The 25,242-nt window shown below is 62.2% G+C and carries 23 protein-coding genes; 2 read left to right on the top strand and 21 right to left on the bottom strand.

Annotation, left to right across the window (positions count from 1 at the left end; genetic code table 11):
• Window positions 1-71: 71 nt before the first annotated feature.
• Together KI610_RS05515 and KI610_RS05520 are read right to left on the bottom strand one after the other, a co-directional pair.
• Window positions 72-2,675 (bottom strand): response regulator, encoded by a 2,604-nt coding sequence (locus KI610_RS05515; protein ID WP_226497664.1) that lies wholly within the window; start codon window positions 2,673-2,675, stop codon window positions 72-74.
• Window positions 2,676-2,937: 262 nt separating this feature from the next.
• Window positions 2,938-3,933, bottom strand: a complete 996-nt coding sequence (locus KI610_RS05520; RefSeq protein ID WP_226497665.1) for an AraC family transcriptional regulator — start codon at window positions 3,931-3,933, stop codon at window positions 2,938-2,940.
• Window positions 3,934-4,102: 169 nt separating this feature from the next.
• Here KI610_RS05520 and KI610_RS05525 point away from each other — a divergent pair, with 169 nt between their 5' ends.
• Entirely contained in the window at window positions 4,103-5,431 is a 1,329-nt protein-coding gene (locus tag KI610_RS05525) for a tetratricopeptide repeat protein (protein ID WP_226497666.1), read from the top strand.
• A gap of 244 nt (window positions 5,432-5,675) precedes the next feature.
• On the opposite strand, the gene fliD is transcribed toward KI610_RS05525, so the two are convergent.
• The 15 genes from fliD to KI610_RS05600 form a co-directional block, all read right to left on the bottom strand.
• Window positions 5,676-6,674, bottom strand: a complete 999-nt coding sequence (fliD, locus tag KI610_RS05530) for a flagellar filament capping protein FliD (protein ID WP_226497667.1) — start codon at window positions 6,672-6,674, stop codon at window positions 5,676-5,678.
• A gap of 546 nt (window positions 6,675-7,220) precedes the next feature.
• Entirely contained in the window at window positions 7,221-7,988 is a 768-nt protein-coding gene (locus tag KI610_RS05535; RefSeq protein ID WP_226497668.1) for a hypothetical protein, read from the bottom strand.
• Between the two features lie 165 nt (window positions 7,989-8,153).
• Entirely contained in the window at window positions 8,154-9,545 is a 1,392-nt protein-coding gene (locus tag KI610_RS05540; protein WP_226497669.1) for a 4Fe-4S binding protein, read from the bottom strand.
• Window positions 9,538-10,341, bottom strand: a complete 804-nt coding sequence (locus KI610_RS05545; RefSeq protein WP_226497670.1) for an FTR1 family iron permease — start codon at window positions 10,339-10,341, stop codon at window positions 9,538-9,540. The genes KI610_RS05540 and KI610_RS05545 overlap by 8 nt, the downstream gene beginning before the upstream one ends.
• A 49-nt stretch (window positions 10,342-10,390) precedes the next feature.
• Window positions 10,391-10,723 carry a cupredoxin domain-containing protein gene (locus KI610_RS05550; RefSeq protein ID WP_226497671.1) on the bottom strand — a complete coding sequence of 111 codons (333 nt, stop codon included), beginning with the start codon at window positions 10,721-10,723 and terminating at the stop codon, window positions 10,391-10,393.
• A 9-nt stretch (window positions 10,724-10,732) separates the two neighbouring features.
• Window positions 10,733-12,241: a carbohydrate porin gene (locus KI610_RS05555; RefSeq protein ID WP_226497672.1), complete on the bottom strand. Its 1,509-nt coding sequence runs from the start codon at window positions 12,239-12,241 to the stop codon at window positions 10,733-10,735.
• A 2-nt stretch (window positions 12,242-12,243) separates the two neighbouring features.
• Window positions 12,244-12,789: an iron transporter gene (locus KI610_RS05560; RefSeq protein ID WP_226497673.1), complete on the bottom strand. Its 546-nt coding sequence runs from the start codon at window positions 12,787-12,789 to the stop codon at window positions 12,244-12,246.
• A gap of 76 nt (window positions 12,790-12,865) precedes the next feature.
• Window positions 12,866-13,291 carry an ExbD/TolR family protein gene (locus KI610_RS05565; RefSeq protein ID WP_226497674.1) on the bottom strand — a complete coding sequence of 142 codons (426 nt, stop codon included), beginning with the start codon at window positions 13,289-13,291 and terminating at the stop codon, window positions 12,866-12,868.
• Window position 13,292: 1 nt separating this feature from the next.
• Window positions 13,293-14,027 carry a MotA/TolQ/ExbB proton channel family protein gene (locus tag KI610_RS20080; protein WP_319004211.1) on the bottom strand — a complete coding sequence of 245 codons (735 nt, stop codon included), beginning with the start codon at window positions 14,025-14,027 and terminating at the stop codon, window positions 13,293-13,295.
• A gap of 2 nt (window positions 14,028-14,029) precedes the next feature.
• A complete protein-coding gene (locus tag KI610_RS05575) occupies window positions 14,030-14,665 on the bottom strand; it encodes an energy transducer TonB (protein WP_226497675.1) in 636 nt (211 codons plus the stop codon).
• A gap of 102 nt (window positions 14,666-14,767) precedes the next feature.
• Entirely contained in the window at window positions 14,768-14,944 is a 177-nt protein-coding gene (gene hemP / locus KI610_RS05580; RefSeq protein ID WP_226497676.1) for a hemin uptake protein HemP, read from the bottom strand.
• A gap of 286 nt (window positions 14,945-15,230) precedes the next feature.
• Window positions 15,231-16,244, bottom strand: a complete 1,014-nt coding sequence (locus tag KI610_RS05585; protein WP_226497677.1) for an extracellular solute-binding protein — start codon at window positions 16,242-16,244, stop codon at window positions 15,231-15,233.
• Between the two features lie 13 nt (window positions 16,245-16,257).
• Complete coding sequence (locus KI610_RS05590; protein ID WP_226497678.1) at window positions 16,258-16,941, bottom strand: Fe2+-dependent dioxygenase; 684 nt, start codon at window positions 16,939-16,941, stop codon at window positions 16,258-16,260.
• Entirely contained in the window at window positions 16,935-18,056 is a 1,122-nt protein-coding gene (locus KI610_RS05595) for an alpha-hydroxy acid oxidase (protein ID WP_226497679.1), read from the bottom strand. Before KI610_RS05595 ends, KI610_RS05590 begins: the two co-directional genes overlap by 7 nt.
• Before the next feature lie 49 nt (window positions 18,057-18,105).
• A complete protein-coding gene (locus tag KI610_RS05600) occupies window positions 18,106-20,409 on the bottom strand; it encodes a TonB-dependent receptor (protein WP_226497680.1) in 2,304 nt (767 codons plus the stop codon).
• 435 nt (window positions 20,410-20,844) lie between these two features.
• Here KI610_RS05600 and KI610_RS05605 point away from each other — a divergent pair, with 435 nt between their 5' ends.
• The gene (locus KI610_RS05605; protein WP_226497681.1) at window positions 20,845-22,851 is read left to right on the top strand and encodes an ATP-binding protein; all 2,007 of its coding nucleotides are present in this window, start codon (window positions 20,845-20,847) and stop codon (window positions 22,849-22,851) included.
• Here KI610_RS05605 and KI610_RS05610 read toward each other — a convergent pair.
• From KI610_RS05610 to KI610_RS05625, 4 genes are all read right to left on the bottom strand, one after another.
• Window positions 22,848-24,146, bottom strand: a complete 1,299-nt coding sequence (locus KI610_RS05610; protein ID WP_226497682.1) for a DUF2325 domain-containing protein — start codon at window positions 24,144-24,146, stop codon at window positions 22,848-22,850. The two genes, KI610_RS05605 and KI610_RS05610, sit on opposite strands and share 4 nt — an antisense overlap.
• A 137-nt stretch (window positions 24,147-24,283) precedes the next feature.
• Window positions 24,284-24,760, bottom strand: coding sequence for a hypothetical protein (locus KI610_RS05615; protein ID WP_226497683.1), 477 nt, complete (start codon window positions 24,758-24,760; stop codon window positions 24,284-24,286).
• Window positions 24,744-24,953, bottom strand: a complete 210-nt coding sequence (locus KI610_RS05620; protein ID WP_226497684.1) for a hypothetical protein — start codon at window positions 24,951-24,953, stop codon at window positions 24,744-24,746. The genes KI610_RS05615 and KI610_RS05620 overlap by 17 nt, the downstream gene beginning before the upstream one ends.
• 20 nt (window positions 24,954-24,973) lie before the next feature.
• On the bottom strand, window positions 24,974-25,147 hold the full coding sequence (locus KI610_RS05625; protein WP_226497685.1) for a hypothetical protein: 174 nt from the start codon (window positions 25,145-25,147) through the stop codon (window positions 24,974-24,976).
• Window positions 25,148-25,242: the final 95 nt, after the last annotated feature.

The following is a 25,242-nucleotide window of genomic DNA, read 5'->3' on the forward strand; positions in this document are numbered from 1 at the left end:
GAACGGAATTGGCCTTGGATCATGGTTGGGCTGACGACTGGAAAGCGGGGATTTTCGCAGAATGGATCGCCCTATGCGGCCAAACTTGCTTCCTTGTCCGGTTGTTTTTCCGCTGTTAGCCATTTCAGCAGGGTCTGGTACAGGCGATCGGGATGAAACGGCTTGGCGATATAGTCGTTCATGCCGGCCGCTAGGCAATTGGCCTTGTCTTCGGTGAAGACATTGGCTGTCATGGCAATAATCGGCGTCTGCTGGTTTTTCGATTCTGCGAGAATCGCCCGGGTGGACGAAATGCCGTTCATCACGGGCATCTGGATATCCATCAGGATCAGCGCGTAGTCCTTCTGGCGGGCAAGTTGAACCGCCTGCTCGCCATCGTTGGCGACATCGACGATGAGGCCGACGTACTCAAGCATGCCGCGGGCAACTTCCTGATTCAGGGCTTCATCTTCGACCAGCAGGATGCGTTTTCCTGGGTGCAGGCGAAGAATCTGGCTGGCCGGTTGTTCAATTGCGGCGCTGCCTTCATCGGCCACGGCCCGGCCTGACTTCGGCAGGCTGAGCTCGAACCAGAAATTGCTGCCCAGCCCCGGCGTGCTGTCGACGTCGATTTTCCCGCCCATGAGGCCGACCAGGCGTTTGCTGATCGCCAGCCCGAGGCCCGTGCCACCGTATTTCCGGGTCATCGAGCTATCGGCCTGTTCGAAGGCGGAAAAAATTCGTGCCTTGTCTTCCGGGCCAAGACCGATGCCCGTATCGATCACTTCGAAACGCAACAGGGCGGCGCCCCGGCTTGATTCGCGCTCGATGACGCGGACGGTGATGCTGCCGCGCTCGGTGAATTTGACGGCATTGGCCGCCAGATTGATCAGCACTTGCCCGAGACGCAGGGGGTCGCCGCTGAATGCCTGGTTGAACAGCTCTGGCGGAATCTCGGTGTGTAGTTCAAGCCCCCTGGCTTGCGCCTTGTCGCCGAGAAGGCTGACCAGACTGTCGAAGACCGGGGCGAGCTTGAAGTCGGTGGTTTCAAGCACCAGTCGGTCGGCTTCGATTTTCGAAATATCGAGGATGTCATTGATCACCGACAGCAGATGATCGGCCGCGAACTTGGCCTTGTCGAGCTGATCGCGGCCCTTTTCGTCGGTCATCCGGGCGCGGGCCAGCCGGATCATGCCGGTGATGCCATTGAGCGGCGTGCGCAGTTCGTGGCTCATGTTGGCCAGGAAGGTGCTTTTCGTCCGGCTCGCCGCTTCGGCCACATCCTTGGCGGCGTTGAGTTCGGCGGTCCGGGCCTCGACCAGCAACTCGAGATGGTTCCGGTAGGCGTCCAGCTCGAGCTCGGATTGCTTGCGTGCCGTGATGTCCCGGGTGACCGCCAAATGGGCGACTTCACCGCCAACCTGCACCGGGACGGCGTGCGACTCCATGGTCCGGCGGGCGCCATTCAGTCCGATGATGGCGAATTCGAGCATGCCGCTTTGACCATTGATCACGCGTTGATGGAATTCGACAAAGGCCTGGCGATCCTCGGGTGCGACCAGGTCAAAAACGGACAGCCCGGCAACCTGTCTGAGAGAACACGCTTCGATCATCCCCAGGCCGGCCGGATTCATCTGCACGAGACGTCCTTCCGTATCCACCAGCTTGACGCACTCCGGCTCGGTTTCGATGATGGTCCGGAGATTTTCTTCACTGAGCGCCAGGCGTTTCCGGTCGCGTTCCGAATTGGCCAGCATCCGGAAGAGGAGCGTGCCAAGCAGGACGGAAAGGAGAAGGATCCCGGCAACCATGGCGGCGGTCTTGTACACCTCGGCTTTCCAGCCACTGAGGTATTGATCGCTCGAGACGCCGACGATGGCGATCATCGGGACATTGTTCAGACGCCGGAATGAAACGGTGCGTTCGCGTCCATCGGCCGCCTTTGAGGTGTGATACGTGGCCGATTTGACGCCCGATTCGACCAGTGTCCGGAGCTCGGCGGAAACGCTGGTATCGCCCACCTGTCCGACCGGGCGGTCAGGGGCCGCCGGAAAGCGTGCGACCATCCCGAGGTCCGCATCGCGCAGGATCAGGACGGTGTCGGGCGGGAGCTCGTATTGCGCCAGAAGTTCGGCGAAATAGGTGAGGGCAACGGGGGCGGAAACGACGCCGGCAAAACGCCCGTCACTGGTGTTGAAGCGGCGGGAAAAATTGACGATGTATTGCTTGGCAACGCGCCCCAGCCGGGGTTTGCGAAAACGCATGCTCCGGTCGGCGTTGTCGCGGTGGTAGATGAAATAATCGCGGTCCGCCCACGAAACCGCTGCCGCCTTGTCAACGCCAGTCCCGAGAAAGACCAGGCCGGAAGCGTCGGCAATGCGCAGACCTTCAAGTTCAGGATTGCGTTGCTGGTTGCGGGCGATCGAGGCGCTGATCGACGCCTCGTCAATCTTGCCCTTGGCCAGCTGCTGCTCCAGGTCATCGACAATGGCGTGCAGCGCCAGATCGATGCTGCGAATGCTGCCGGAAACGGATTGATCGAGCGAACCCACGACGTTTTTCGTCAGCGTCTCGGCCTGTTCCTCGTAAAGCGCCTTGCTGTGGTGCAGCGAATACGCCGCCAGGACAAAAACCAGCAGATTCGCCCCCAACAGCGCGATGACCAGTAATGTTCGGGCGCGCAGGGTGGTGCTCATGATGGCGTAACGTACCGTGTGGGTTGCAATGGCCGGGGCCGAGGAAAGTGGATTGGCGAACTGTCACATTTTCCCAGAATTACTCCATAAGTAATAGATGATGAGTGATCCGTCGGCGATTGTTTGTGCCGTTTTGTGAGAAATCTCCGCAAATTTCCTTGCCGGCTTTGAACCAAGAGCCGTTTGTTCAGCTAAACCCGGTGGCGACCCGTTGCCAGATTCAAACGGCTTACCGGCGCCAAATTGTCGCGATTTCGATGTTTCATTTTTGGCCGTTATTTGCGGTTGACCGTGGCGCTGTTGCGTCGGGGCGCAGCTTGCGCCAGGCGGCCGGCGTCGTTGCGAAGGCCCGCTTGAAGGCGCGGTTGAAAGCAGCGTCTGATTCATAGCCGACCTCGCTGGCGATTTGCGCCGTCGCGGCGGTGCTTTCGCGCAGCCGGGCGGCAGCCAGTTGCAGGCGCCAGTTGGCCAGATAGCGCATGGGCGGCATGCCGATCAGGTTGGTGAAGCGCTCGGCAAAGGCGGAGCGCGATAGGCCGACCTCCTGCGCCAGTTCTTCCGTCGTCCACGGGTGGGCGACGCGGGCGTGGAGGAGGGCGAGGGCCCGGCCAACCATGCGGTCGCCCAGTCCGGCGAGCCAGCCGGTCTGGCCTTCGGGCAGGGCGGCAAGATAACGGCGGACGCCTTCGACAAACAGCAGTTCTGCCAGTTTGCCGAGGATCGCCGCCGAGCCGCTGCCGCTTGTCCCGAATTCGCTGGCGGCGTGGCGGAACGAACTTTCCAGCCAGGCGCCGCCGCTGCCGTCGCGGACGCCGAGCTTGAGGAGCGGCGGCAGGGCTTTGAGCAACAGATTGTCGGCGCTGTCGCTGCCGAGGTAGCCGCAGACGATGCGCGTCGGCTCACCGCCGCCACCGTAGCGCAGGATGGCTGGCCCCAGCTCGCTCGGTGCCTGCACCGCACTGTCGATGACTTCTGCCCGAAGCCCCAAGGCGCTGCCCAGAACGTGCCTGGCATTGTTCGGCAGGAGCACGATCTCGCCAGCCTGGGCGGCGATGGCCGGGGCATCATCGATGTGCACAAACATCCGCCCTTCGACGACGTAGTGATAGGCGATCAGGTGGGCTGGCATCCTGCCCTGGGCGTGAAACTCCTCCGGCCCGACCTGCGACAGGACACACCACGGCGCGGTGAATTCCGCATCGAGAAAGACGCCGCCGGAGAAACGCACGGCGGCAAAGACTTCGGAAAGGACATCCATCTTTCGCCTCCGCGAACAAGTCTCCGGCGCCTTGGTCAAATCTTCAGGCGCCCCGGATATGGCGGGTCAATTGTCATGAGACTACCTTGGCACTGTGCGCGTTCCGGCTTTTTTGGCCGGTAACGACGCCAATCGACCGCAAAGATTTCCACCCCAAAGGAGCAAAACAATGATCATTCACGACGATTTGAATCTTTCGTATTCCGGTGCCAGCGCCGAGAGCCTGGGCCATTTTCGGCGCGCTTTGCGCCAGTTCCAGTGCTATATCGAAGACCCGGTGGCCAGCGTCGATGCCGCCATCAACGCCAGCCCGGAATTTGTCATGGGCCATATCCTCAAGGCCTATCTCCATCTGCTCGGCACCGAGCCGGCCGCCATCCCCGTGGCCCGTGCCTGCCTCGCCGCGACCGTCGGCTTGCCGGCCAATACCCGCGAGCGCGGTCATATCGATGCCGTCGCCCAAATGCTCGACGGGCAATGGCGCCGCGCCGGAAGGCTGCTCGAAGATGTCAGCATCGACCACCCGCACGACATCCTCGCCCTGCAGGCCGGGCATCTGGCTGATTTCTACGTCGGCAATTCCCGGCTGCTGCGCGACCGCATCGCCCGCGCGCTGCCCGCCTGGTCGCCGGACTTGCCGGGCTATCACGCGCTGCTTGCCATGCATGCCTTCGGCCTTGAGGAAACGGCCGACTACACCCGCGCCGAGGCGCAAGGCCGGGCGGCCGTCGAGCTTGAACCGCGCGACGGCTGGGCCCAGCACGCCGTCGCCCACGTCATGGAAATGCAATGCCGCACCCACGACGGCATCGCTTGGATGCGCGCCGATCCCGCCGCCTGGTCCACCGACAGCTTCTTCAAGGTCCATCTCTGGTGGCACCTGGCCCTTTTCCACCTCGAGCTGGGCGAGATCGACGAAGTGCTGGCGTTGTTCGACGGCCCCATTCACGGCGAACGGTCGACCATGGTGCTCGACATGATCGACGCCTCGGCCCTGCTCTGGCGCCTGCACCTGCGTGGCGTCGACCTCGGCCAGCGTTGGTCCACGCTGGCCGATGGCTGGCAGCCGCTGGCCACGGCCGGCACCTACGCCTTCAACGACGTGCATGCGGTGATGGCCTTTGTCGGCGCCCGGCGTCCCGAAGCCATCGCCGAGGTGCTGCAAACGCAGGAAGCCGTGTTGCTCGGCAATGACGACAACGAAGCCTTCACCCGTGAGGTCGGCCATCCGCTGACGCTCGCCCTCAAGGCGTTCGGCCAGGGCGCCTACGGCGACACCGTGCGCCTGCTCCGCCCGCTCCGCGAAATCGCCCACCGCTTCGGTGGCAGCCATGCCCAGCGCGACCTGCTCGACCTGACGCTGATCGAAGCGGCGCTACGCACCGGCCAGCACAATCTGGCCACCGCCCTCTGCGCCGAACGCTTGCCGGCCCGCGGCCACAGCCCGTTGACCCGGCAACTGCTGCGGCGCTGCGAGCCATTGAGTCTGGCGGCCTGAGTCCGGTTGCTGGATGGCCAACTGCTTGACAAGGAAAGCCAGAGCGTCGCCATCACCTGAACGGCCACGGCATGGCGACGCCGGCATTTCATTTTTGACCGATTTTTCCGGTTGACCGTGGGATTGGTTGAAACCAGCCTCAGGCCATCACCAGCATGCAGCGCTCCAGCCAGTCCGGGCGATTCTGCAAACGCTCGATTAAAAGGGGCAGAAAACGAAATGTTTCTGACCCCTATGACTGCAGTCATCCGATGCCATGAACCGCGTTGTAATTGGCCAGGGCCTTGGCCACCTGCCCGCTCGGTGTCGCCGGGTCACCGAGGCCGAATTCGGCCTGCAAGGACGTCATGTTGGTATCGATGTAGCTGATCGCGCGCGTCAGATTGTCCAGACGGTTGGTAATGAAGTTGCCGGCCGAGTTCAACAGTTCAGCCGACTTGGCGAAATTGGCGGTGAATTCGTGCAGCGCGCCGATTGCCGCCGTCTTGTTGCTGGCCAGCGTCGCATCCAGCCGGGCGTTATCCACCGTCGCCAGCTTGGTCACCGGATCGATGCTCAGGCCGAGATCAGCCATGCCATGCACGCCGTTCATCGCGCCATTGAATGGATTGGCGATACTCTGCTCCAGTTCCCACTGCGACACCTTGGCCGCCTGCGAGCCCGCCAGCATGCCGCCATCCTGCAACTCGCTGCCGAAACGCTGCATCCAGCCATTGTAGGAATCGGCAAAAGCCTGCACGCGGCCGCGGATTTCATCGTTGCTGGTCGATTCCGCCGTGCTGCCCAGCTTCACCGCCTCCTGCTGCAGCGTCGACACATAGGATTTCATGTCGCTCATTTCAGACGCCTCGGCCTTGAAATTGACGGCAAAGCGGTTGATGTCTGTCATCATCTTGTAGGCCGACTCCGGATCAAACAGCGCCATGTTGCGCCCCGCAGCCGACACGCCATTCGTGCCACCCACGCCAGCGGCACTGCCCAGCAGGGCGTCCAGAGAGGACGTGCCAGCCATTTTGCCGGCACCGAGAATGTCGGCAAAATTCGCCGCGCCCGACACCTTGCCCGAACCCGGCGCCGACGAGACCAGCAAGCCGACCGTTTGCGATTCGACATTGGCGATCTGCAACTTCAGCGATGACAAGAAATCCGTCGCCTCAGCCGAACCGGCCGCCGGCGTAGTCGCCTTGCCGCCCAGGAGTTTCGAAATATCGAAACCGCTAGCGTTAATACCATTGACCGACATATCGCCTCCAACCGTTGTCGAGGGCCAAGAACCCTCGTCCTGCTTCACACCCAACTACTAGCAACAACCACACCCGTCTGCCGCAGAGCCTTGGTTCATGGCGGCGAAAACCGGACCACCCGGCCGGGACCGCCTGCCGCACAAGGAACCACGAGGCAACACGACGTACCCGGCAAAATAACGCTGACTCGTCGTAGACCTGAACGCCAGTGGCTCGTTCGCGGCAATGCTGGTGTTTCTTGCCGAGCGACCGGCAAGAGCGGTTCTCCGAAGCCGACTGGCCCAAACGCTCGGCGGGCAAAATGGACGGGGCAGCGCCTGATTTTTATGCGCAAAAAAGCCGGGACATGCCCGGCCGATTTTGTTTTTGGCTGTTTTTTCCGGTTGACCGTGGGAGTCGGAAAAACTAATTCACTCTGACCACTTTGGCTGTGGAGACGGCCGGGGGCGTTATGCCCTAGTTGTAGTGCCTGAACCGCTGTGCAGCAAAAGCGTGCAGCAAAAGGGGGCAGTACGAATTTTTCGTGTGCCTGCGCGCTTTGTTGTTTATTTGGTGAGGCCGCTATCGATAACAAGTGGCTCGACTGCTGTAACCAAGCGCCCATAGGAGGATTCCTGGATTTTCACAGTGACGGTGCTCCCTTTTGTAATCTGTTTCCAACTTTCTTCGGAAAGGCAGATTTCGTGTTTTGCATCATCGTCGGTAAAAATGATGTCCACTTTATTTGCACAGCGCGTCAATTTGTTGCTGTGGCGCTTCCTGTCCACCGTAGCGTTGGCTATGGACTGCTCCCCCCAGATGCGACTGACCAAAGCAGGTGGCACGGTACTTAGCGCGAAGTAGTGCATACCCAATATAAGTAAATAGCCTGCACCGAAGGCGAGGATTTTCTCATCTGCTTTCGGAATACGATCCCAAACAGTCTTGATCACAGGAAATGTCAGTACGACTGATACGAGCAACGCAATGATCTTCGTTTGTGTGCTTGGTAAGAGGTTTATCCAGTCGCTGGCAAACATACTCAAAAAAACAATACTTAACCAGAGCATCATCCCGCGTGGAGGTGTCCTCTTGATTTCACTTGTCTTCTGAACCAGAGGAATAAAAAAGAGGTGGGGCGCGAAAATTAAGCCGATGCCCAGGCAGCCAAGAATAATTTTTGCCGGGAATGGGAACAGGCCGGACAGTGAAAATGGAAGCCAGCCCCAAATAAACCAGCCCGTGCCGGCTTTCTCTACGCCCAGCGAAGTGCCACAGGCGCGACATGGCGTTGTTGAGTAGGTAGATAGCCCTAGCTTTTTCCACAAATTCATGGCCTTTGCACCACAGCAAGGGCAATTAAGTTGAAGGTGCATCTTCGGCTGAACCGGAAAATTATGACTTTGTAATTTTACAGGGCTGTTAGAGAAAATTTTTACTGTTTAATTTGGTTCTGTTCCTCAAGTGATTCAAATACCAACTCCAAGGACAGATATCCCTCACCAAACAAAGAAAACTAGCGTCCACACCGTCGCCATGAGCCCGACCGGCCACAGCATGGCGATCCCGGCATTCCATTTTTGGGCATTTTTTCCGGTTGACCGCAGAACCAGCTGAAAAGCCAGCCACAGGCTGCCGAGGCAGCCGGCGGTCAGAAGGCCGATGCGGAAGTACGGCAACCAGCCGAGCCACAGGTGTTCGGCTTTCAAATGGGTGACGGTGAGCATCGACAGGCCGAGGATGACGCTGGCGGCGGCGAGTGGGGTTAGCGCCAGGGTGAAGCGTTGCCAGCTCAGGTGTTCAGTCTTGAGCAGACGGCTTGCGATGGCCGGGCCGACGAGGAGCAGGCTGCCGAGCAGGAAGCCGCCGCCGAGCAGGTAGGCGAGGATCAGCGCACCATCGAGCCAGGTGAACAGGTCGCTGGCTTCCGGGTAGTGGGTGAGCAGCCACCACGGCACGTCGTTGTCGAGCAGGGCGAAGTGGTCGTGGTCGACGAGCCATTCGGCGGCGGCCAGTTTGGCGCTGAGCAGCCAGGGGCTGAGCGTCCATTGGAAGGCGGCGGTGGCGACGCCGAGGACGCCGTAGACGAGCGTCAGCGCTTCGGGCGTGCGGGCCGGGTTGGTGAAATCGAGGATTTCGCTGAACGGCGAGCGGGCCGAGTAGGTGACGGCGTCGCGCTGGCCGGCACAGCGGCCGCAGCTGTGGCATTCGGAGGCGCTGGTCATGCGGCGGACGTCGAGCAGCGGGGCGCAGTTGACCGGCTCGAAGTCGCCCTGATATTTGTCCCAGGCGTCGCGGTCGACCTTGTAGTGGAGCGGGGCGATTTTGGCCAGGACGGCGAAAACGCCGGAGGCCGGGCACAGGTAGCGGCACCAGATGCGCTTTTCGCGGCCGTAGAGCAGGCCGATGCCGATGGCCGCAATGGTCGAGCCGCCAAGGACCAGCAAGGCCGCTTGCGGGTATTCGTAAACGCTGACCAGCTGGCCGTAAACCGTGGTCATGACAAAGGCGACGAAGGGCCAGCCGGTCCATTTGAGCCAGCGCGGCAGCGCCTTGCCCCGGCCGTACTGGCTGACCCATTCGGAGACGGCGCCTTCCGGGCAGAACAGGCCGCACCAGACGCGGCCCATGGTCACCGTGGCAATCATGACGCCCGGCCACCACAGACCCCAGAAGCAGAATTGGGCGAACAGACGCAAGTTGTCCCAGATGTGAGCGTCTTCCGGCGGCAAGGGCAAAAACGCCGGGATGATGACCATCGCGGCGTAGAGGACGACGATGAGCCACTGGATGGCGATGATGGTCCGGCGGTTGTTGCGGAGGAAAAGGCCGACTTTTTCCACCCGGCTGCGCGGGCGGCTCGGGTGGAAGGCGATGACGTGTTCAGCCACGGCCCGTCCTCCGCCAGGCAAACAGCACGACACCCCAGTAACTTGCCCAGACCAGCAGGCTGCTCAGCGCCGGCCGAGCACGGTAGCCGGAAAAGTCGGCGAGCAGCTTGCCGCCCTTGGTCGTGTCGTCGATCAACATCGAGCTGTCCCACACCGGGTCGATCAGCGGCGGCAGGTAGCCGGCGCCGATCAGGCGGTCGATGGCGGCGATGAGCAGGGCTGAGGCGAGGATCAGCAACAGGATGGAGGAAAGGCGCAGCAACAGGCCGATGTTGAGTTTGGCCAGGCTCTTGGCGGCCAGCCAGGCGGTGGCAGCGGCCCCGGCAAAACCGGCCAGGGAACCCATGAGCAGGGCGCTCAGGTCGCCTTCCTGCGCCATGCCGTAAAGGAAGATCACCGTCTCGGCGCCTTCGCGGGCAACGGCCAAGGCAGCCACGACGGCGACGCCGAAATAGCCGGAACGCTCGCGGGCGGCAGCCAGGTCGGCATGCAGCCGGGCCTTCATCTGCCGGCCATGCTTGCGCATCCACAGCACCATCTGGGTGATCAGCCCGGCGGCAACGAAGAGTGTGGCGGTCTGGAAGATTTCCAGCGCCTCGCCGGTCAGCTCGTCCTGCACCGTGAGCAGCGCCCAGCCGAGCAGCAGGGCCAGGCCGACGCCGGCGCCGAGGCCGATGAACAGGGCGCGCTTGCCCTTGCCGGTGGCGTCGTTGGCCTGCAGCCAAGCGTAGAGAATGCCGGCGATCAGGAAAGCTTCGAGGCTTTCACGCCAGACGACAAAAAATGCGTTACCCATGCTGTGCTCCGTGCTTGCTGGCTGTTGTTTCTATTGGCTGGCTGGCGATCTATTTGGCGACAATCCGCCCTTGCCCGGTTTCCGGATGGAAATCGTCAAAAAACTTGTAGGTTCCCGGTTTCATCGGAAAAAACACCATGTTCCGTGTCACACCGGGGGAGAGGACCAGTTCCTTCTTCAGTTCCAGACTCTCGAATTCCGCCGCGCCCGGCCCTTCATTCTTCACCTCCAGCCGAAAGCGCGTCATGGCCGGTACTTCCAGCGTTTCGGGATGAATGCGGCCATCCTTCATGAGCAGCTTGTAGGTCGGCATGTCGTCGGCCGTTGCTGCGGTCAACTGGAAAAAAAGGCTAAAAATGAAAAGCAGGCGGGCGGTTTTCATGGGGCTTCCTTAATAGGCGATGTTGGCGCGCAGGGCGAAGACCTTGACCGACTTGGCGTCGCCATTGCCACCGCCGTTGGTTACAAACTGGAGGTCAGGCGACAGCTCGAACTGCGGCGAGACGCGGTAGCGGTAATAGACTTCGGCCAGCTTTTCGGCGCCGCGCGGCGTGAAGGTGAAAGCGGTCTGGGTCTGCAATTCGTCCAGGTAAGTGGTGACTGGAGCGTTGCGATAAGCCTTGCCGGCCTGCAGCCAGGCGCCAGCAATGCCCAGACTGTCGGCGCCGCGGCCCCAATAGCTGCCGGAGAACTCGGCGCCGAGCGTGGCTGCCTGGTTGAACGGCAGTTCACCGTTAATCAGCTTGCCGTAGCGGGCGAAGAGCCGGATACCGTCGCCGACGCGTTGATCGACCGAGACGCCGACGCCCGTGTGCTTGGTCAGTGTGCCGTCGAAATCGGTGCCCTGGCTGCGGTTCCAGCCATAGACCCGGTAATTGCCGGAAAGGCCGCCGAACAGCTTGAGCTCCGTCTCGGCCTGCACCATGAGCAGCGGCGAGGACAGGCTGCGCTGGTAGTTGGCGCCCTTGTCGCCGGCGCCGAAGAGGCCAACCGACAGACGCCACGGCTGCATCTTGTCGACGTAATTCAGATACGAAGCAACAAAGCCCGGCTGGAAGCCGTTGGCATCGACGCCGACTTCACCAGCGGCGTCGAGCAGCGGGTTATGAACGAAGACGGAGTTGAGGAACTGCTTGGCTTCGTCGCCGGCCGCGGCGTTCTGGTCGAAGAAGCCGAAGATGTCCATCTTGCCGAAAGTCAGCTCCAGGGTTTCGCGTGAATAAGGCTTGAAGCCGAGGAAGGGCAGCGGAATCGCCGCCTGGTACCAGGCCTGGCCGAGGATGGTCACCGAGTCGTCCGGGCTGCTGCCGGAAGCGCGGAAGGCCAGTGCATTCGGCGCGCTGGCGAAATGGCCGAGGCGCGAGAACGCGGCGTTGAGGCCGAGGCCCTGACCCATGCGCAGGTGGGCAAAGAGCTTGTGCTCGATATCGCCAATCGGGTCGAGCGGCAGTTCGACCGAAACGTCGGCCCGGTAGTTGAGCTGGGTACTGCCGTTTTCGACGCCTTGCGGCAGGCCGCTGGCGTGCTGGCCGACCGTGGCCAGCGCGGCGCTGACCTTGATGCCTTCAAGACCTTCGGCGATCCTGGCGGCCTTCTTCATTTCCAGCGCGTCCTTTTCGACGGCCTTCAGGCGCACCGTCAGTTCCGGCTCGTACTGCGACAGGCGCGGGCTGTCCAGCCCCTTGGCGATCTCGTCGCTCTCGGTCTTGAGCGTCTTGACCTGCTTTTCCATCTCGGCGTTGCGCGTTTCGAGCTTCTTTTCCAGCTCGGCATTGCGGGCTTCAAGCCTTTCGAGCCGGGCGGTCAGCTTGTTCAGCAACTCGACCTCCTTGGGGCCGGCCAGCGCGGGCAGGGCCAGCCCCGCCACGACCAGCGCAGCGGTAATCTTGGCGAGTTTCATGATCAGTACCCGCCTTTTTTACCGATGCCGACGTAGGTGAATTCGTACTCGACTTCAAACGGCTTGAACCACGGGCGAACGCCGGTGGCGCGGTCGGTGTGGCGGCCGAAGTGCGAATGCGGGTTGGCCGACGGCGGCAGGATGGTGTATTTCACCTTGTACTTGCCCGGGCCGGCCAGCTTGACGTTGTCGCCGTAGTGCGGGCCGTCGTTGGCGACCATGGGCATGAAATCGCCGGCCACCTTGAAGTCGCCACCAATCTTGGAAACCTCGAACTTGACCATCAGGTAAGGCATCCACGCGCCCTCCTCGAAGCCGTTCGGGTTGTTGGCCAGCGCATGGATGTCGGCTTCGAGGTGAATGTCCGACTCGCTGGCCTTGCGCATGTGGCCTTCCGGCTCCATTTCGACCGGCTGCAGATAGACGGCGGCGATTTCCATGCCGGCCCGTTGTTGCGGCACGCCGATCGGGTATTCAAGGGCCAGGGCCGGAGCGGCCAGGGCGGCGGATAAAGCCAGTGCGGAAACGATTTTCTTGATGCTCAGCATTTTTATGACTCCCTGGTTTCTCTGGCTGGCTGGGCATACGCGTGGCTGGCTTGAGGATGGTTTTAAAACGAAATTTTTACAGCGGCGCAGCCCCCGGCTGGGTCACGAAACCGATCTTGGTGAGGCCGGCCCGACGGGCGGCACTCATCGTTTCGGCCACCGTTTCGTAGCGCGTTGCGCGGTCGGCCCGCAGGTGCATTTCGACCTTGGCGTCCTGCGCCACGGCTTCGCTGAAGCGCGCTTCGAGACTGCTACGGTCAACCGGAATTTCGGCCAAAAATACGCGGTTGTCGGCATCGATGCTGACCTGCAGCGTCAGCGGTTTTTCCGGCGACGGCGTGCTTGAGGCGCGCGGCAGGTCGACCGGCACCTGATGCGTCATGAGCGGCGCGGTGATGATGAAGATGATCAGCAAAACCAGCATCACATCGACCAGCGGCGTCATGTTGATTTCCGCCGTCGGCATCTGGTGGTTCTGCGCGTTGAAGCTGCCCATGGCCATGTTATGCCGCCTCCGTCGCAACGCGGGCGCGCATCGGGTGGATCTGCGCGCTGTTGGCGACAAACGGCTTACCGACGGTGAAGAAGGCATGCAGGTCGTGAGCGAAGGCGTCGAGGTCGGCCAGGATGACGCGGTTGGCGCGAGTGAAGGCGTTGTAGGCGAAGACGGCGGGCAGCGCGACGGCGAGGCCGGCGGCGGTCATGATCAGCGCTTCACCAACCGGGCCGGCGACTTTCTCGAGCGCGGCCTGACCGGACAGGCCGATGGCGACCAGCGCGTGGTAAATGCCCCAGACGGTGCCGAGCAGGCCGACGAATGGCGCCGTGGCGCCGGTCGTGGCAAGCAGGGTCAGGCCGTTTTCCATACTGGCTTGTGTCGTCGACAGTTGCTGGCGCAGGGCGCGTTCCATCTGTTCAGCCGGGTCAAAACGCGAGGCCAGGCGGCCGGGGGCGGCTTCGCAATCGTTGTTGCAGCCATTGGCTTGGGTGGCCAGTTGGGCGTAAGGGCTGTCGGCGCCGGCCTGATTGAGCAGGGCAATGCCATCGCCGACGCTGCTCGCCGACCAGAAGGCGCCGAGCGCCTTGGCGGCGCGGCGCATGGCCCACCAATCGACGGCCTTGGCCAGGATCAGGTACCAGCTGACGATGGACATGATGGCGAGAATGATGGCGACGGCGTGCGAAATGCTGTCGCCGCTGGCCCACAAGTGCGCAAAACCGAACGAGTTTTCCTGCATTTTTATTGCTCCAATTTGAAAATGATGGGGACCAGCACCCAGCTCTGGACGGCGACATCGCCACGTTTGGCCGGGATGAATTTCCAGTTGCGAACCGTTTTTTGCGCCGATTCGTCGAGGCGCTGGCTGCCTGAAGATGTCCTGATCTCGACGCTGTCGGCGGTACCCAGCGGGTTGACCGACACGCGCAGCACGACCTTGCCTTCCTCGCCCATGCGGCGGGCGATCGGCGGGTAGGGCGGGGCCGGATTTCTCAGGTAATCGGCGTCAAAGCGAGCCTGGCTGACTGGCTCGGCGGGTGGGGCAACCGGTTTGGGTTCGGCCGGAGCGGCGACGATGGCGGCGGGAGTCGGGACGGTGCTCTGGGTGGCTTCGACGACCGGGGTGGGCGCCTTCGGTATGGGTGCCTGCACGGTCTTGACCGGTACCGGCTTGGCCATCGGCAAGGGCTTGGCTTCCGGCGGCTTGGCGACTTCGGGGGCGGGCAGCAGATCGACGACGAGCGGGATTTCCATGATTTGCGGGACGACGGTCTTGGCGACCAGGATGAGCAGGAAAACACCGACATGCAGGCCAACGACCACGCTTAGCAAGCCGCTGCGCTGCAGGGGGGAAGGGCGGGATAGGGTGTAACTCATGGACAACTTTTCAGGTTTTGCCTGTCATCTGGCCGGAAAAAAACCCTTGGCTGGCTGGCGGGTGCTTGCTGGCTTCGGGAAACGAGAGGTACAACGGAGAGACTATTTGGTCAGGATCAGCTTGTTCTCGCGTGTCACACGCAGCAGATAGCGTTGCCCGGCGTGTTCGATCTCGACAGTGGAGGCGCCACCGAGGATCTTTTCGCTATCGATCCGCGGGCGTTCTTCGGTTTTTTCCGGGGGCGTGTTGTGCTCGGGAATTTTGGGCTGGTTGGTCACGATAATCGCCTAATGCAAACAAGAATTTGCCGCATCTTCTCGTGAATGAGAATTAATGTCAATAATTATTAGGAACGATTCGCAATTGCGTTGGCCGCCGCTGGGAAATACGCAATATGGCCAAGAGCCTTGCTCAGTCTGGCTGTCAGCGATTCACTCGGGATCGCCCGGAGGCGTGTTGCACCAAGTGCTGAGGTGATTTTTTGTGGGCGAGCCTGGCTGCCACCCGATTTGACTGATGTGCGATGGGGGCCTGTGATCGCACACCGCAGGCCCGCTATCCGGATCAGCGATAACCTGCCCGGTCGAGCAGTTTCTGGGCGGCCGACAACTGGTTGGCGACCTTGATCAACGAGACATTGTCGGCCTTGAATTTGCCGAGTTCGTCGAGCTCTTCGTTGCTGATGCTGACGGTCGGCACGGCCGGCCATTCATTGTTGCCATTGGCGAAATAACGCTGTGCTTCGTCGCTGGCCAGGTATTCGAGGAACTTGACGGCGGCTTCACGATGCTTGGCTGTCTTGACCATGCCGCCACCGGAGACGTTGATGTGTGTGCCGCGGCCGTTCTGATTCGGCCACACGACGCCCAGACGCTTGACGAGGTTGCGCTCCTCGACCTTCTCGGAGGCCATCAGGCGGGCCAGGTAGTAGCTGTTCGACACCGCCACGCCGCACTCGCCACCGGCCACCGACTTGATCTGGTCGGTGTCGCCGCCCTTCAGGGTCCGGGCGAAATTGGCGACCAGCCCGCGCGCCCATTCCTCGGTTTTGGCTTCGCCGTTGTGGGCAACCATCGAGGCGACAAAAGTCAGGTTGTAGATGTGCCCGCCAGGGATGCTGCAATACAGGCCTTTGAGTTTCGGATCGGCCAGCGACTCATAGGTGGCGACGTCCTCTGCCTTGAGCTTGCGTTTGTTGTAGATGATCATGCGCGCCCGCGTCGAGAAGGCGAACCAGTTGTCCGAGCGCAGATGGGCCGGAATGCGCGATTCGAGCAGCTTTGACTTGACCGGCGCGAAGATGCCCCAGGCGTCGGCCACGGCAAGGCTGGCCGCATCGACGGTGATGAAAACGTCAGCCGGGCTGTTGGCGCCCTCATTGCGGATACGCTCGATCAGTTCGTGCGCCTTGCCCTCGATCCGGTTGATCTTGATGCCGGTCTGCTCGGTAAAGTTGGCGTAGAGCGCCTCGTCGGACTGGTAGTGGCGGGCTGAATAGAGGTTGAGTTCCTTGTCGTCGGCCAATGCCGGGCCGGCGGCAAAGACGGCGGCGAGCGCCCAGGCGATGGATTTGCGCATGATGTTTCCGCTTTCAGGTCACCGCCCACTGGCGGAGCAGGTTGTGATAAACGCCGGTCAGCTTGAGCAGGCGCGGGTCGTCGGCGGCGAGGGCCGGGGTGATTCCCTGGATGGACTGGTCGAGATCGAAGAGCAGGACGCGTGAGCTGTCGTTCTGGACCATGCTTTGAATCCAGAAGAACGAGGCAACGCGGGCGCCTTCCGTTACCGGCGTGACGCAGTGCAGGCTGCTCGACGGATAAAGCACCATGTCGCCGGCCGCCAGCTTGGCCGACTGGATGCCGAAAGGCCCTTCGACCTGCAACTCGCCGCCTTCGTATTCATCGGGCTCGGCCAGGAAGAGCGTGGCCGAAAGGTCGCTGCGTACTGAAACGTTGGTGCCCGGCACGGCCATCACGGCGCTATCGACATGCGCGCCGTAGGTGCCGCCATCGGCATAGCGGTTGAATTTGGGCGGGTAGATGCGGTTGGGCAGTGCGGCCGAAACGAACAGCGGATTGTTGCCGAGCTTGCGCAGGATGAGGTTGCCCAGTTCGACGGCCAGTGGCGAGCCGTCTTCCAGTTGCAGGTTGCGTTTGACCGAGCGGGCCAGGGTGCCGGCCGTTTTCAGGCCGTCCTGCCATGCGGCGGCGTCGAGCCGCTGGCGGAACTGACGTACTTCGTCCTTGCTGAGGACGCCTTCGATGGGAATCAGCATGATGTTGCCTCGTGTCGATAAATCATGTCCGGGCCGATGTCGGCCAGCGTTGCACAACCGGCCTGGGCCATGCAGACCTCCAGTTCTTCGCGCAGCAGTTTGAGCAGGTGGGCGACGCCCAGCGCCCCGGCCACGGCCAGGGCGTATACCTGCAGGCGGCCGATGAGTACGGCGTCGGCGCCAAGTGCCAGGGCCTTGAAAATGTCGTTGCCCGAGCGGATGCCGCTGTCGAGCAGCAGCGGGAAATCGTCGCCGACGGCCTGGCGGATGCGCGGCAAGACGTCGAGACTGGCCGGTACGCCGTCGAGCGCCCGGCCGCCGTGATTGGACACGATCAGTCCAGCCACGCCCATGGCCTGCAGGCGGGTTGCGTCGTCGGGATGGAGTACGCCCTTGATCAGCACCGGCAGGCGGGTCTGGCCGAGGAGCCAGGCCAGATCGTTCCAGGTTGGCGCTTGGCGCATCGCACCCTGGAAAACGCGGCTGGTGCCGGGTTCGAGCACGATGGGCGGCGGTACCGGGTAATCGGCCAGATTGGCCTCGATGACCTCGGGCGGCATGGCGAAGCCGATCTCTTGCGCCCGCCGGCTGGGGAGCTTGATCGCCGTGTCCAGCGTGACGACGAGCGCGGTATAGCCTGCCATTTCCGCCCGTTTTATCAGGTCCACCGTGGCAGTCTGTGTCGGCTGCATGTAGTGCTGGAACCAGCGTTCGGCGCCGGCCATCGGCGCCACGTCTTCGAGCTTTTGCGAAGCGAGCGTGCTGGTCACCAGGCAGGTGTCGGTGGCGGCGGCCGCCCGCGCCGTTTCCAGTTCGCCGAGCGGGTGGACCAGCCGCTGGTAGGCCACCGGGGCGAGCAGGATGGGATGCGCCCAGGTTCGTCCGAGCAAATCGCACCGGGTATGGCCGTCGTGCATGTCGCGTAGCAGGCGCGGCAGGATCTGCGTCCGGGCAAAGGCGTTGCGATTGGCGGCCAGGGTCATTTCGTCGGCACAGCCGCCGGCGATGTAGGCCAGGCCCGGCGCGGCGATGAAGTGCGGGGCCAGGCGTTCGTAATCCGCAGCGCAGTAAATCTCGCGCGGAATTTGTTGTAGGGGAGGATGTGGAGCGTTCATGAAAAAGGCCGGGCGACTCTGTTGAGCCGCCCGGCGCTTGCCACCTTGTTTAGAAGTCGTAGTTCAGGGTCAGGCGTGCGTTGATGGCATCGCCCTTGTAGACGAAGGCACCTGAGCGATAACCGGCCAGGTAGTAATCGGCGTTGAACACGTTGCCGACATTGAGGCGTACTTTGGCCCGCTTGGTCACGCGGTAGTCGGCAAAGGCGTCGACCACCGTGTAGGCCGGAACAGGCTGCGAATACAGGCCGGTTGTGGCATTGAAGCCAGCGGCCGTGTCGGGTTGCCCGGCGTACTTTTCGCTCTCGTACTTGGCGGCTGTACCGAGGGCAAACTTGGGCGTCAGTTGATAGCGCAATTGAGCCGAGGCCGTGATGTCGGCGAAGTTGCTCAGGCGCTTGCCGACGTTCGCGGCAGTCCATGAGTCGAGTACTTCGGACTCCATGAAGGCGACGCCGGCAAAGGCGCTGAGCTTATCGGTGACGTTGCCGGCCAGGCCGAGTTCGATACCTTGAACACGGTTCTTGCCGGTGTTGAAGGTGCCGGCTGCAGCGTAGTTGGCGCCTTCCATCACGTCGGACTTGGTGGTCTGGAAGATCGCCGCGGTGACCAGCAGCTTTTCGCCCAGCAGGTTCCACTTGGTGCCCAGTTCGAAGTTCTCGGTTTTCTCCGGCTTGGCGCCAGCGGCCGAGCCGTTGTAGGTGACCATGCCGCCATAGCCCGAACTGCTGCCGACGTCGGATTCGCCACCGTTGAGGTCGGCGGCGGAGCCATACGCAGCATAGACATTGGCGTAGGGCAGGAACTTGTAAACCAGGCCGAAGTGGCTGTTCCACATGCCGGCGTTCTGGCTGCCGTAATCGTTGATGGTGCCCTGCGGCGGTTGGGTGCCGGTCGGAAGGGCGGCTTGCCGGGTTCTCAGCGAAATATCGGTCTTGTCATAGCGTACGCCGGCAAAGGCCGTCCATTTTTCCGTCAGGTCGACGGTGTCCATGGCAGACACCGAAATCGCCTTGGCTTGCCAGTCGATATCCCAGTTGGCGGTGTTCTTGGTGACGTTCGTCCTGTCCAGCGCAGTCTGAGCCAACGCTACCGGAACATTGCTCTGGCTGGGCGAGTTCGCGCCACGGACAACGCCGCCGATTTCGTACAGACCGTTCAGCACCTTGTGATCGGTGTATTCAAGACTGAAGATGAAATCGTGCTTCATGCCGGCGATGGTCGTATCCCAGCCCAGGCTGGTCTGATTGACGAAGTAGTCGACATCCTGCCAGCCCGAATGGGTGGTCAGGTTGAGGTTGGTCAGCGTCGAGCTGGCATTGGCGCCCGTCGCGACATAACCGTTTTCCGAGCGACCGTAGCGCGTCAGGTTGGTGAGGCGCAGATTGGGCGTGATCTTGTACTTGATGCGCCCGGTAAGGGTGTCGACATCCGAGGTCAGAAAATCGCCGTTCTGGGCGTAGACCGGGGAATTTGCCATGGGCCGGCGATTCGGCACGGTGCCGGTCAGCCATGAGCCGAGATCGGGCCTGTCTTCGGCACGCAGGCCGTAGTAGTCGACCAGGATGTCGAGCTTGTCGGTTGGCTTGAACAGGCCGGAGAGCGCCACACCCTTGCGTTCGCGGTCGGCGGGATCGCGGTCGGGCACCTGCTGGTAGCCGTAAAGGACATTGGCACGCAGGGCGACATTGTCGTTGACGACGTGGTTGGCATCGAGCGTGACCCGGCCGTAGCTATCGGTGCCAACGCCGGCGGACACTTTGGTGAAGTCGTAGTCGACAGTTGCCTGCTTGGTGATGGCATTGATCGCGCCGCCGACGGTGCCGCGGCCGGCAAAACTGGAGCTCGGACCCTTGGAGACTTCGACTTGTTCGACGGCGAAGCTTTCGCGAATGGTCATGCCGGGATCGCGCAGGCCGTCGACGAAGGTGTCGGAACGGGCTTCGTAGCCGCGGATGATGTAGCGGTCGCCGAAGGCGTTGCCGTTTTCGCCGGTACCGAGCGTGATGCCCGGCTGGGCATCGAGAATGTCGCGCAGGTCGGTATAGCCGGAATCCTCGATCTGCGTCTTGGTCATGACCTGGATGGTCGCCGGGGTTTCGGCCAGCGGGCGCGTGCGGCGCTCATCGCCGGACTTTTTGGCCTTGTACGGCGCATCCGGTTCGGCATAGGGGTTGTGGTCAAAGGCGCGTTCGACGACGGTTACCGGCTTCATTTCGACATCGTCGTCGGCACGGGCTGCGCCCATCGGCATCAGCATGGCGGTGGAAACGCCCAGCGCGATGCTGGTCTTGGCCATGCCTGGAACCCGGAAGCTGGCCGGGAACTTGGTCTTGTTGGATTGTTTTTTCATATTCCTGTCGGGGCAGAGTCAAATCACCGGACAGGACGCCCGTGCGCGCATCGATCCCCCGAGCGGGAGGGCAGTCCTGTGGCTAGTCAGTTATGGAAAGGCTGGCTGGCGTTTGGCTGGCTGACCGGACATGCTGTGTTCTCGCCGATGTCGGCATGCAATGAACACGAATGCGAATGTATCGCATTTGCAACATTGATGCAAGTCAAGTCCTTGCAGATCGGCTTCTGGCAGTTCGTTTGTTGCAAATTTGCCGATTATTTCCGGTTCACCGTGGGAATGGCTGATCGGCGGGCTGCCGGGGAAAATGGCGCTACAGCGGGCTGTCCGAGGGAGAGGCTGAGCGCGGTGTGCAGGCTGTTGATCCGCCCGGTCATGCCGTTTTCATGCTAGATTCAAAGGGATTTCATCCTTGCATGAAAGCTCGATCGCGTCATGGCTGAAAAACTCTTCTCCGTCCGTCTGGCCCTGCTCGGTGCTGTCGTGTGGACGTTTGTCCTGACCCTGTCGATGGTGTGGAATTTCCACAACGTCAGCAACCAGGCAATGGAGATGGCCTATGCCGAGGCGCGCGCCAATCTCAACAAGGACATCTCTTTCCGTCGCTGGGGCACGCTGCATGGCGGGGTTTACGTGCCGATCACGGCAACCCAGCAGCCGGTCGAGTGGTTGTCGCATGTGCCCGGGCGGGAGGCGACGGCCGCCGATGGGCGGAAACTGACGCTGCTTAATCCGGCCTCGATGCTGCGCCAGATGATGGATCTCTACGCCACCGATTACGGCATTCGCGGCCGCATCACCGGGTTGCGCTACCTGAATCCGGGCAATGCCCCGGATGTCTGGGAAAAGCATCAGCTCGAAGCCTTCGTGCGTGGCGAAAAGACCGAGGTGTGGGCGGTCGAGGAGGTCGCCGGCAAGCCGTATCTGCGTTACCTGCGGGCGATGATGATGGAGCCGGGCTGTGACAAATGCCATGCCATTCTGGGTTATAAGACCGGTGACATGCGCGGGGCGACCGGGCTCAATCTGCCGCTGGCGCCCTATTATGCGCAGATCGAGCAATCGCGCTTCAATCTTGGCATCAGCCATCTGATCATCTGGCTCATCGGCCTGGCCGGCATTGCCTGGGGGGGCTGGATTTCGACGCGCTGGTCGGCCGAGCGCGAGGCGTCGCGGGCCGAATTGCTGCGCCATCGCGATCATCTCGAGGCACAGGTCGCCGAGCGGACACAGCAGCTTTCACAGGCCAAGGAGGCCGCCGAGTCGGCCAACCGGGCGAAAAGCGCTTTCCTGGCCAACATGAGCCACGAAGTGCGGACGCCGATGAACGCCATCATCGGCCTCACGCACATGCTGGCCCGGCAGAATGTCGATCCCGGGCAGGTCGAAAACCTGGGCCGCATCAATCAGGCGGCGAATCATCTTCTGGCCTTGCTCGGCGATGTGCTCGACCTGTCGAAGATCGAGGCCGAGCGGTTGGCTCTGGAAGAAATGCCCTTCCTGCCGGGGGCGCTCTTCGCCAATGTCGACAGCCTGCTTGGCGAGCGGGCGCAGGCCAAGGGCTTGTGGCTCCGGCGCGAAATCGCGCCGCGCCTGCTTGATATCCCGCTGGTCGGCGATGCCCTGCGCATCCAGCAGATCCTGCTCAATCTGGTCAACAATGCGATCAAATTCACCGAGCAGGGCGGCGTCACGGTGCGCGCCGATATTCGCGAGGAGAGTGACAGCGACGTGCTGATCGGCATCGAGGTGGTGGATACCGGCATCGGTATCCAGTCCGACTCGCTGCAACGCGTCTTCGAGCCTTTCGAGCAGGCCGATACGTCGACCACGCGTCAGCATGGCGGCACCGGGCTGGGCCTGGCCATCTGCCGGCAACTGGTCAAACTGATGGGCGGCGACATTTCCGTGAGCAGCGTGCCGGGGCAGGGCAGCACCTTCGCCCTGACGCTGCACCTAGCCCGGGATTGTGTCCCGGTGGGGACGGCCGACAAGGGCGATGAACCGGTGGGGCCGGCCTTGTCGGCGGCGGAAACGGAACAGGCCTTGCGGACCCGCTTTGCCGGCACTCGCGTCCTGCTCGTCGAGGACGATGAAATCAACCAGATGGTTGCCCTCGAACTGCTCCATGAAGTGCTCGGCTGGCCGGTCGATGTAGCCGAAAATGGCGCCGTGGCGGTCGACAAGGCAGGGTTGGCCGATTACGACCTGATCCTTATGGATATCCAGATGCCCATCATGGACGGCATCAAGGCGACGCGGGCCATTCGCCAGCTGGCGGGGCGCCGGCCGACGCCGATCCTGGCGATGACCGCCAACGCGTTCCGGGAAGACCGTCAGAAGTGCCTCGATGCCGGCATGGACGATTTTGTCGCCAAGCCGGTCGAGCCGGAGGTGCTGTTCGCCGTCCTGCTCAGGTGGCTGGAGCGGCGCGGCAGTTAAACCTTGGCCGGCAGCGCAGTGTCGCTGCGGTTCTGGTCGATCAGCCGCGACAGCCCTGAAGCACCGCCGTTCTTCATGTAGAGGCAGGGCTTGCCGGTGCGTTTGCATTGCTCCTTCACCCGCCAGTAGGCGTTGTGGCTGATGCAGCCGGCCTGGCAGATGACGAGGTCGGCGGCGGCGAGAAAGCCGTCGATGCGATGCAGGCTTTCTTCCAGACCGCCGTCGTGGTGCAGGAAACGGCCGCCGCGCTGCTCGACGATCTGGCGATAGCCGTCGATCGAGCCGGTTCGGCCGCCGACGCAAAGAACGCATTTGCCGGCGAGATTCGCCCCGGTGTCTTCCGGCGCAGCATCCGGGCCCTCGGCCAGCAGGGACTTGATGGTTTCGCCGGCATGTTGGGTCAGCGCTCGCAGGCGGTCGCGCAGGTAGTCAATTTCCCGGTCCTGTTCGCCGGCCTGCGCCGTCAACGCGCTGGCTCTGGCTTCGGCATCGCTGGCGCGGCGGGCCAGGGCCTGGCGTTCCTTGAGCTCGGGCAGGCTTTGCCGCAACAGCTCGAGTTGGCCGGCCAGGTTGGCGGCGTAGGCGTCCTTGCAGGCCAGCTCGATGCGCAGTTCGGCGACGCGTTGGCCGAGTTGCTGCGTCTCGCGCGATTTCTCGGTGCGCTGGGTTTCCACTTCGTGGCGCGCCGCGTCGAGTTGCCGGCGCAATTGCGCGTTGTCGGCCTGCAGCGCCTTGAGCATGGAGAGCTCGGCCCGTGTGCCGGTACCGAGCTGGTGCTGGATCATGTGAATGTCGGCGTAGATGTCCTGTTCGAGCAAGGCATCGCAGGCCGGATGCGTCCAGCTAGCCCACAGCGCGGCGGGGAGCTCGATGCCGGTTTGCGCCGCGTCGCGCCACAGGCTGCGCAGTGCCTCGGCCTCCTTGGCTTTGGTAAAAACCCGGACGCTGAGTTGAAAACGCTTTTCGAGCTGCTTGTGCAGCGCTTCGGCCAGCGGTGTGCGTGCTTCGCAGGCGCCGACGGCCGTGGTGTGCAGGACGAAATCGCTGGTGTCGCGCGGGAACTGCATGCTCCTGGCCATCAGGCCGCGCAGTTCTTCAACGCCAAAACAGACGCCGATGACCGGGCAATGGAATTTGTGCGGGATGTCCCACAGCTTGCGCCGACGCGAGCCTGGGCGCGGAGCGCTGCTGGTCTCTTCCGGCAGGCTGGGGCGTTGCAGGGTCAGTGTTTCGGGCTGGTTATGGCGGGTCGGGGCAAAAAATCCACCGGCGACGTGAAAGGGATGATCGGACATGCTCGGGCTCCTCGGCGATGAATCGCTGGCTGGCCGGGCATCCGGTTGGCTGGCTGGAAAAGTGACATTTCAATTTTGGCGAAAATTTCCGGTTGACCGTGGGATCGCTGATTCCCGTTCGCCAAGGCTGGTAAATCCTATAACTGCAGGCTGTTGGCCAGCGGGCAGTGGAAGTGCTGGACCAGCGCATCGCGTTCGCCGGCCAGGCGCTCGCATTCGGCATGGGCGGCGCGGATGGTTTTTTCGAGATGCCAGACCCGCTGCGCCGCGCTGCTCAAATCGTTGTTCGAGGCGCTCAGTTGCTGCAGCTGGCGGCCCAGTTCGATCATCACCTGGCCCGATTCAAAATCGGCCAGTCGCTGGCGCTGGGCAGCGACGACTGCTTTGAGTCCGTCGATTTCATTGAGCTGGGCAATGATCTTTTTCGTCGAAATCGTCGCGCTCCGGCGCTGGGTCTGGTGCGACTGGCGCAGGGCAGAACGCAGGGCAGTAATTTCGGATTCCAGTGCAGCGACAAGTCGGCCGGTTTTGTCGCTCGGCAGCGGGCAGAGGTCGGCCTGCGGATCGCCGTCGTCACGCTCGAGCAGGGCGCGGTTCTTAAGCGGTGCCAGCATGGAGCTGCTCCTTTCCGGAACTCAGGCGGCTACTGGCCCGCTCGCACAGATTGCGGGTGTCGGCATCGATCTCGTCGAGTGCGCCGATGCGGTCGAGCAGCCGGGCGGCGTTGAGCGCCGAATGCTGACAGCCGGTTTCGTGGTGAATGAGCAGCAGGCTCAAGGCCCCGGCCCACAGTTCGTTGCCTGGCATGGTCGCTCCTTGCCGGAAAGTCAGTTTGAAATGCCGGCAATGAGCAGCCAGAACAGCAGGCCGGCCAGCAGGGTATTGAATAGCAGGCTTCGCATTGTCGATGCCTTTTGTTGAGAACGGTTCTCATCATAGGCGGTGTTTTGGCGCTTGTAAATAGGAATGGTTATCAAATAGTCGTTTTGGGTTAATTCCACGGTCAACCGGGTTTACTACGTGAAACGTAAAAAACGGCCAAAAATGAAATCCTCGCCAACGCCAGATCGCCGGTTCAGGAAATTCCGGACAAGAA

Origin of the sequence: Ferribacterium limneticum (assembly GCF_020510565.1) — a bacterium.
Lineage (GTDB): Bacteria > Pseudomonadota > Gammaproteobacteria > Burkholderiales > Rhodocyclaceae > Azonexus > Azonexus limneticus_B.

Excerpts from the sequence above, each read along its gene's own strand:
- KI610_RS05520 (WP_226497665.1), bottom strand. The coding sequence starts at position 3,933 with ATGGATGTCCTTTCCGAAGTCTTTGCCGCCGTGCGTTTCTCCGGCGGC.
- KI610_RS05545 (WP_226497670.1), bottom strand. The coding sequence starts at position 10,341 with ATGGGTAACGCATTTTTTGTCGTCTGGCGTGAAAGCCTCGAAGCTTTC.
- KI610_RS05550 (WP_226497671.1), bottom strand. The coding sequence starts at position 10,723 with ATGAAAACCGCCCGCCTGCTTTTCATTTTTAGCCTTTTTTTCCAGTTG.
- KI610_RS05615 (WP_226497683.1), bottom strand. The coding sequence starts at position 24,760 with ATGCTGGCACCGCTTAAGAACCGCGCCCTGCTCGAGCGTGACGACGGC.
- KI610_RS05575 (WP_226497675.1), bottom strand. The coding sequence starts at position 14,665 with ATGAGTTACACCCTATCCCGCCCTTCCCCCCTGCAGCGCAGCGGCTTG.
- KI610_RS05515 (WP_226497664.1), bottom strand. The coding sequence starts at position 2,675 with ATGAGCACCACCCTGCGCGCCCGAACATTACTGGTCATCGCGCTGTTG.
- KI610_RS05525 (WP_226497666.1), top strand. The coding sequence starts at position 4,103 with ATGATCATTCACGACGATTTGAATCTTTCGTATTCCGGTGCCAGCGCC.
- KI610_RS05555 (WP_226497672.1), bottom strand. The coding sequence starts at position 12,241 with ATGAAACTCGCCAAGATTACCGCTGCGCTGGTCGTGGCGGGGCTGGCC.
- KI610_RS05620 (WP_226497684.1), bottom strand. The coding sequence starts at position 24,953 with ATGCCAGGCAACGAACTGTGGGCCGGGGCCTTGAGCCTGCTGCTCATT.
- KI610_RS05610 (WP_226497682.1), bottom strand. The coding sequence starts at position 24,146 with ATGTCCGATCATCCCTTTCACGTCGCCGGTGGATTTTTTGCCCCGACC.
- KI610_RS05535 (WP_226497668.1), bottom strand. The coding sequence starts at position 7,988 with ATGAATTTGTGGAAAAAGCTAGGGCTATCTACCTACTCAACAACGCCA.
- KI610_RS05585 (WP_226497677.1), bottom strand. The coding sequence starts at position 16,244 with ATGCGCAAATCCATCGCCTGGGCGCTCGCCGCCGTCTTTGCCGCCGGC.
- KI610_RS05565 (WP_226497674.1), bottom strand. The coding sequence starts at position 13,291 with ATGGCCATGGGCAGCTTCAACGCGCAGAACCACCAGATGCCGACGGCG.
- KI610_RS05590 (WP_226497678.1), bottom strand. The coding sequence starts at position 16,941 with ATGCTGATTCCCATCGAAGGCGTCCTCAGCAAGGACGAAGTACGTCAG.
- KI610_RS05600 (WP_226497680.1), bottom strand. The coding sequence starts at position 20,409 with ATGAAAAAACAATCCAACAAGACCAAGTTCCCGGCCAGCTTCCGGGTT.
- KI610_RS20080 (WP_319004211.1), bottom strand. The coding sequence starts at position 14,027 with ATGCAGGAAAACTCGTTCGGTTTTGCGCACTTGTGGGCCAGCGGCGAC.
- KI610_RS05595 (WP_226497679.1), bottom strand. The coding sequence starts at position 18,056 with ATGAACGCTCCACATCCTCCCCTACAACAAATTCCGCGCGAGATTTAC.
- KI610_RS05560 (WP_226497673.1), bottom strand. The coding sequence starts at position 12,789 with ATGCTGAGCATCAAGAAAATCGTTTCCGCACTGGCTTTATCCGCCGCC.
- fliD (WP_226497667.1), bottom strand. The coding sequence starts at position 6,674 with ATGTCGGTCAATGGTATTAACGCTAGCGGTTTCGATATTTCGAAACTC.
- KI610_RS05605 (WP_226497681.1), top strand. The coding sequence starts at position 20,845 with ATGGCTGAAAAACTCTTCTCCGTCCGTCTGGCCCTGCTCGGTGCTGTC.